This window comes from Mesorhizobium sp. M4A.F.Ca.ET.090.04.2.1, assembly GCF_003999085.1.
GTDB lineage: Bacteria > Pseudomonadota > Alphaproteobacteria > Rhizobiales > Rhizobiaceae > Mesorhizobium.
Window position 1 is genome coordinate 1 of record NZ_RZOT01000409.1, and the last position, 5591, is coordinate 5591.

The 5591-nt window shown below is 65.2% G+C and carries 5 protein-coding genes; all 5 read left to right on the forward strand.

Going from position 1 to position 5591, the window contains the following annotated elements:
• Positions 1–700: PcfJ domain-containing protein (locus EN781_RS24120; protein WP_189347790.1), on the forward strand; the 700-nt coding region annotated here is incomplete at its 5' end.
• A gap of 160 nt (positions 701–860) precedes the next feature.
• Positions 861–2000 (forward strand): DUF6600 domain-containing protein, encoded by a 1140-nt coding sequence (locus tag EN781_RS24125; RefSeq protein ID WP_126053970.1) that lies wholly within the window; start codon positions 861–863, stop codon positions 1998–2000.
• Between the two features lie 272 nt (positions 2001–2272).
• Complete coding sequence (locus EN781_RS24130; protein WP_126053971.1) at positions 2273–4054, forward strand: acetolactate synthase 3 large subunit; 1782 nt, start codon at positions 2273–2275, stop codon at positions 4052–4054.
• An 84-nt stretch (positions 4055–4138) separates the two neighbouring features.
• On the forward strand, positions 4139–4711 hold the full coding sequence (gene ilvN / locus EN781_RS24135; RefSeq protein ID WP_006204962.1) for an acetolactate synthase small subunit: 573 nt from the start codon (positions 4139–4141) through the stop codon (positions 4709–4711).
• 146 nt (positions 4712–4857) lie between these two features.
• The gene (locus tag EN781_RS24140; RefSeq protein WP_126053972.1) at positions 4858–5454 is read left to right on the forward strand and encodes a LysE family translocator; all 597 of its coding nucleotides are present in this window, start codon (positions 4858–4860) and stop codon (positions 5452–5454) included.
• Positions 5455–5591 lie beyond the last annotated feature (137 nt).

A 5591-nucleotide genomic window follows, 5' to 3' on the forward strand; every position in this document is an offset into this window, starting at 1 on the left:
ATTCTGGTTGGCGATCGCCCGGTCCTGCACGGACGATCCCGGCCTGGCCACGCGGCTCGCCCGGACGAAGATCGCGCGCACGCCACGCGGCGAGATTGCCTTCTGGCGCGGGGTGGCGCGATTCTTCTGCGGACATCCCACCTCGCGGGAGGAGATCGACGACCTGTGCGACTATCTCGGCGCCATGCACCGGCGCGATCGAGCCTACAGCCTGAAGGGGCGCACGCTTGTCTCGCTGCGCAGGCAGATGGTGGAATGGCACCGCGACATCGCCGCGATCGAGCGCATCGAGGCGCTGCGCCGCCGCGCCGCCGGGAAAGGGCAGCAGGCGCAAGGCCCTGCGTGGGACGGCTCGCGGCTCGAGGACTGGGACTGGGAGCCGTCCGCCAAGGAGGCGAAGGCGCATGGCGAGCGGTTCTTCGTTCGCCAGCTGAGGACGGCCGAGGACCTGGTCGCCGAGAGCCGCGCGATGCATCACTGCGTCTCGCTGTATGCGGCCAAGTGCATCGCCGGCAACGCCTCGATCTGGGTGCTGCGGCGCAAGGCGCTCGGCAAGATCGAGCGCTTGCTGACGATCGAGCTCGACCCGCAAAACCGCGCTGTCCAGGTGCGCGGGTTCGGCAACCGTCTCGCCGCGGCGGAGGAGCGCAAGATCGTCGAGCGCTGGGCCAAGGCGAGGGGCGTGGTGCTCCGCGCCTGAACGGAAGGCCTGCGCGGCCGTTGCGCCGCGCAGGTCTCACCAACGCCGTCATGTCTCGATGGTCGCGCAATCGTGATCGGTTTTTGCCGCATTGCGGCCATGGCGGCTCAAGACAACGAGCGCGGGGGCCGATGGCGATGCAAGGAACCGGGAGCGCGTCATGCAATTGTCCTCGATCCATCCATTCGCCCGGCGCGGGCTGGCAGCGGCTGTCGCGGTCACCTTGGCTTTGGGCGCGACCATCGCATCCCCGTTGGCGGCGCCGTCCTACCAGGCCGCCCACGCGGCCGTGGTCTCCGTGACCGTCCGCGAGCGGCTCGCGACTTACGGCGGATGGCGGACTTCCAGCCGGTTCGGCGAGGTGTGGGTTCCCTCCGTCCGGCCTGAATGGCGGCCCTATACGGAAGGCAGATGGGTGTGGACCGACGAGGGCTGGTACTGGGAGTCGGCTGAGCCGTTCGGCGGCATCGTCTTCCACTACGGGCGCTGGGCATACGATCCCGAACTCGGCTGGGTCTGGATCGCCGGCTACAAATGGGCGCCGGCCTGGGTGGTGTGGCGCCAGGGCAGCGACGACATCGGCTGGGCACCGGCGCCGCCGCGTATTGCCGATGTCGCGGTCGACGAGGGCTGGTGGTGCTTCGCGCCGGTGGTAGCAATCGGCGCGGCCGATCTCGTCAGCGTCGTGCGGCCGGTGCGCGAAAACGTAACCATCATCCGCAACACGACGATCATCAACCAGACTGTGATCGTCAACAACGCTCCGCGTGTGCGGCTCGGCAACCACGTCGTCGCGATCAATGCCGGGCCGCGCCTGCCTGAGCTTCCCAGGGCGGTCGTGACGTCGATCAAGGCGGCGAAGATCGTCCCGCCGCGCAAGGGCGACTTCTCCGAAGCCCGGCTTGATCCGTCAAACGGCGAGGCGGTGAAGATGCTGGCCGGCAACGCTTCCTTGCCGGCGCAAGGTGCTGCGCCGGCGATCGCGGGCATGCCCGATGCCGCCGGCCATGGGCCGAAGAAGCCCGCGGGCGTCAGGACGATCCGGCCCGCCGCGGCGATCGTCGAAGGGGAACCGAACGCCGCCGACCGAAAGCACAAGAGGGTGATCGCCGGCGCCGGGCAGGTGGAGATCGACGAGACATCCGACGGCAAGCATGCGCCGCGCAGGAGGCTCAACCACCAGCAGATGCTGGCGATGCGCGCATCGCATCATGGCCCGGCGAAGGCCGAGCCGCATCGCCCGACCTTGGTGCAGGCGAGGATGGGAGCCAAATGCGATCCGCGTGTCGCGCATTGCTAGCCGCCTCGCTGAAGCCGGTTGGGACGGCGCGCGAATGGTAGCGAGGGGGGAGCTTTTTCCCGGTTGACAGGCCGGCTTTCCCGCCTCTACTGTCCGCCACCATGAAAACGGCACTCATTCTCGTAGGACTGCGCGTGGGCAAGGCGGTGTAACCGCCGGGCGAAAACCTCCCATGCGCATCACACAGGCTCCCTCGGGGGCCTTTTTTATTGCCCGAAACACGACTAAACGACCAGCAACGCCCAAATGGCGACAGTACGGGATCAGGACCGATGAGCAACGAGCGGAACGAGCGGCGCGAAATGACGGGCGCCGAAATGGTGGTGCAGGCGCTGAAGGACAATGGCGTCAAGCATGTCTTCGGCTATCCGGGCGGCGCGGTTCTCCCGATCTACGATGAAATTTTCCAACAGGACGAGGTCGAGCATATTCTGGTCAGGCACGAGCAGGGCGCCGGCCATGCGGCGGAAGGCTACGCGCGCTCGACCGGCAAGGCCGGCGTGCTGCTGGTGACGTCCGGCCCCGGCGCCACCAACGCGGTGACGCCGCTCCAGGACGCGTTGATGGATTCCATTCCGCTGGTCTGTCTGACCGGTCAGGTGCCGACCTCGCTGATCGGTTCCGACGCTTTCCAGGAATGCGACACGGTCGGCATCACGCGCCCCTGCACCAAGCACAACTGGCTGGTGAAGGACGTCAACGAGCTCGCGGCCACGATCCACGAAGCCTTCCATGTCGCGACCACCGGGCGCCCTGGCCCGGTGGTGGTCGACATTCCGAAGGACGTGCAGTTCGCCAAGGGCACCTATGTGCCGCCGCAGACGGCGCCGCGCACCAGCTACCAGCCGAAGGTCCAGGGCGACCTGGAGAAGGTCAAGGCAGCGGTCGAGCTGATGGCCAGCGCAAAGAAGCCGATCATCTATTCGGGAGGCGGCGTCATCAATTCCGGTCCGGAGGCGAGCCATCTGCTGCGCGAACTGGTCGATCTCACCGGCTTCCCGATCACCTCGACGCTGATGGGGCTCGGCGCCTATCCGGCTTCCGGCAAGAACTGGGTGGGCATGCTCGGCATGCACGGCACCTACGAGGCCAACATGGCCATGCACGATTGCGACGTGATGATCTGCATCGGCGCCCGTTTCGACGACCGCATCACCGGGCGGCTCAACGCGTTCTCGCCAAACTCGAAGAAGATCCACATCGACATCGATCCGTCGTCGATCAACAAGAACGTCCATACCGACGTGCCAATCCTCGGTGATGTCGGCCGGGTGCTGGAGGATCTGGTGCGGCTGTGGCGGGCGACCGCCAAGGCCGACAAGAAGGCGCTCTACCCGTGGTGGGAGCAGATCGCCAAATGGCGGGCGCGAGACTCGCTGGCCTATAAGCCGAACGCCGATGTGATCATGCCGCAATACGCCATCCAGCGGCTGTATGCGCTGACCAAGGACATGGACACCTACATCACCACCGAGGTCGGCCAGCACCAGATGTGGGCGGCGCAGCACTATCATTTCGAGAAGCCGAACCGCTGGATGACGTCGGGCGGGCTGGGCACGATGGGCTATGGACTGCCGGCAGCACTCGGCGTGCAGATCGCGCATCCCAAGGCGCTGGTCATCGACATCGCCGGTGATGCCTCGGTGCAGATGACGATGCAGGAGATGAGCACGGCGGTGCAGTACGAAGCGCCGATCAAGATCTTCATCCTCAACAACCAGTATATGGGCATGGTCAGGCAGTGGCAGCAGCTGCTGCACGGCAACCGGCTGTCACATTCCTACACCGAGGCGATGCCGGACTTCGTCAAGCTGGCCGAAGCCTATGGCGGCCACGGCATACGCTGCGACAACCCGGACGAGCTCGACGACGCGATCAAGGAAATGATCGCGGTGAAGAAGCCGGTGCTGTTCGACTGCCGCGTGGCGACTTTGGCCAACTGCTTCCCGATGATCCCGTCGGGCAAGGCGCATAACGAGATGCTGCTCCCCGACGAGGCGACCGACGAGGCGGTGGCCAATGCCATCGACGCCAAAGGCAGGGAACTGGTGTAGGCGACGAGCCAAGGCAGGGCTGGTCGAAGGAAGCCGTGCGCAAACAGAGAATTAGACCCAAGAGTTGAAATCGAGATTCACCCCATGAACGCACAGCTCCAACCGACCGGCTCCGCCTATTTCATCGCCAAGGAAACGGAAAAGCCGGAGAACCACACCCTCTCCGTGCTGGTCGACAACGAGCCGGGCGTGCTTGCCCGGGTCATCGGCCTGTTCTCCGGCCGCGGCTACAACATCGAGAGCCTGACCGTCTCGGAAACCGAGCACGAGAAGCACCTGTCGCGCATCACCATCGTGACGCGCGGCACGCCGCATGTGCTGGAGCAGATCAAGCACCAGCTCGAGCGCATCGTGCCGGTGCACCGCGTGGTCGACCTCACCGTACGCTCGCACGAGCTTGGCCAGGAGCGGCCGCTGGAACGGGAACTGGCCCTGGTCAAGGTCGCCGGCACCGGCGACAGCCGCGTCGAGGCGCTGAGACTGGCTGACGCCTTCCGCGCCAGCGTCATCGACGCCAACACCGAGCATTTCATCTTCGAGATCACCGGCAAGGGCTCCAAGCTCGACCAGTTCATCGCGATCATGAAGCCGCTCGGCCTGGTAGAGATCTGCCGCACCGGCGTGGCGGCGATGAACCGCGGCCCGCAGGGCATGTAGGAGGCCGGCGCCGAAGCGCCGGCAGGTCGTCATTTCCGTCCTGACCGTCTGGCCCGGTTGATGCTCCAGGGTGGCCTTTGCGCGCCCGGTATAAAAGGACAATTATACTGACCTATTCGACGCGATGACTTGTCTGGGAGGACGTCATGCCGCTCGAGACGTTCCTTGCGCTCCTGGTCTACGCCTTCGTCACCTCGATCACGCCGGGGCCGAACAACCTCATGCTGCTGGCTTCCGGCGTCAATTTCGGCATCGTCAGGACCGTTCCGCACATGCTCGGCATCAGCATCGGATTTCTGGTGCTGCTGCTTGCCGTCGGCTTCGGGCTCGGCGCGGTGCTGACGGCGTTTCCGGTGCTGCACACCGGATTGAAGATCGCCGGCGGCGTCTATCTGCTCTATCTCGCCTGGAAGATCGCCATGTCGCGTTCGCTGAGCAGCAAGGGCGAGACGGAAGCGCGACCGATGCGCTTCATCGATGCGGCCGCATTCCAGTGGGTCAATCCCAAGGCCTGGGTGATGGCGATCACCGCCATGGCCGTCTATGCTAATGCGGAGCACCCGTTCCTGTCGGTGGTGCTGATCTCGGTCGCCTTCACCGTCGTCAACCTGCCGAGCGTCTCGGTGTGGGCGGGCTTCGGCACGGCGCTGCGTGGGTTCCTGTCGGATCCGGTGCGGCTGAAATGGTTCAACATCGCCATGGGTGTGCTGCTGGCGGCGACGCTGTGGCCGATGCTGCGCTAAGATCTTTTGATATTCAGGTAAGGCCGGTCTGCAAACGGCGCCTTCCTGCGCTTCCGGTGCTCACGTAGCCAAAAGTTTCCGCTCCGGTAATCACCGTTTTCGACTCGGCCTGACCTGAATCTCAACAGATCTTAGGT

Coding starts and splice junctions, on each gene's coding strand:
- EN781_RS24130 (WP_126053971.1), top strand. CDS start 2,273: ATGAGCAACGAGCGGAACGAGCGGCGCGAAATGACGGGCGCCGAAATG.
- EN781_RS24125 (WP_126053970.1), top strand. CDS start 861: ATGCAATTGTCCTCGATCCATCCATTCGCCCGGCGCGGGCTGGCAGCG.
- EN781_RS24140 (WP_126053972.1), top strand. CDS start 4,858: ATGCCGCTCGAGACGTTCCTTGCGCTCCTGGTCTACGCCTTCGTCACC.
- ilvN (WP_006204962.1), top strand. CDS start 4,139: ATGAACGCACAGCTCCAACCGACCGGCTCCGCCTATTTCATCGCCAAG.